This window comes from Methylobacterium sp. E-041, assembly GCF_022829665.1.
Lineage (GTDB): Bacteria > Pseudomonadota > Alphaproteobacteria > Rhizobiales > Beijerinckiaceae > Methylobacterium.
On record NZ_JAKSYQ010000110.1, the window covers coordinates 1 to 1,163 of the forward strand.

Here is a 1,163-nt window from a genome sequence, read left to right on the forward strand (position 1 = left end):
CTTCGTGAGCGCCTACAATTTTGGCCGCCGCCTGAAGACCCTGCGGGGTCTCACGCCCTACGAGGCCATCTGCAAAGCATGGTCCGCCGAGCCCGGTCGCTTCAGGTCAAACCCGCTCCACCAAATGCCGGGACCAAACATCTAGACGAAGTAGCACCTACAAGGACACCGCGCCGCAGTGCAGCAACGAATTTCGTTGCTACTTACGTAGTCCCTGGCCACAGCTTCCTTAACGAAAATGGGGGAGGATGCGGGAATGCATCTCACATTCAACACCGCGATCCTGCTCAGCACCGTTTGGCTTGTCGGCATCGTCGAGTTCGCGGCTTGGTGCCATGAGGCCCCTGAGGCTGGTGTGTCAGGCGAATAGACCGATCAACTTCATCAAGGCCCACCACGTCGCATAGCCCCACAAGGCGATGGTGACGAAAAAAACACCATGATCAGCGCAAGCGCCGCCCACGTCGCTACGCGTTCACGAAGGCGCTCCGGCGGCGTAGCCTCATCGGGCTCGAACAAGCCTTCAAATTCAGGGCTCATGGCTTTGACCATCGGCACACGGCATCTCGCTTTGAAGCTGAGACGCTTCGGTGCCCTAAACGCACTGGCCCTTAAAACCGTTCAAGTTGCATAGATCTCTTCCGTGACCGCAGCTTTGATGGCTGCTGGCCTCCTCAATTGATCGTTCGTCTGATTGGGCCTAGCATGCCAAGAGGATTTTGCTCGTCGGCCTGACCGCCCGCCGGGGTGCGGTTGTCGAGACAGCCGCTCGCCGCTACAGCGCGCCATGGAAAAGCTCGATGCCCTCCTAGACCGCCTCAAAGCTCGCCAATGCGTCCTCATCATGGAAGCGGCGCAGTACGACACGATGCCAGCCGACAGCACGCTGAAGCGGATCGCCGAGCTTGAGAATGCGATTGCAGCTGTTGAGGCCGTGGCGGACGAACAGCGAAGCCATCGGCGGCAGTAGGTCCCGGTAGGACAGCCGTAGGGATAGGGTCGTCGAGCTGTGCTGCGACCGCATCGAGACATGCGTGATGCGACGACGCTCGACCCGATCAACGCGCTGGCATGGGAGCAGCGCTGAGGCGACGCCACCAAGAACGACGGCTTCTACGATCTCGGCAAAGCGCCTGCGGTAAGCGCTTGGTGGAGGCTCGGCG

At 60.4% G+C, this 1,163-nt stretch carries 1 protein-coding gene and 1 pseudogene; one reads left to right on the forward strand and one right to left on the reverse strand.

Translation table 11 applies throughout. From position 1 onward, the window contains the following. Nucleotides 1–145: pseudogene (locus MKK70_RS10165) on the forward strand (IS481 family transposase); the annotation flags it as partial. Between the two features lie 663 nt (nucleotides 146–808). Here the strand turns inward: MKK70_RS10165 and MKK70_RS10170 are convergent. Beyond that, nucleotides 809–1,163: hypothetical protein (locus MKK70_RS10170; protein WP_243947403.1), on the reverse strand; the 355-nt coding region annotated here is incomplete at its 5' end.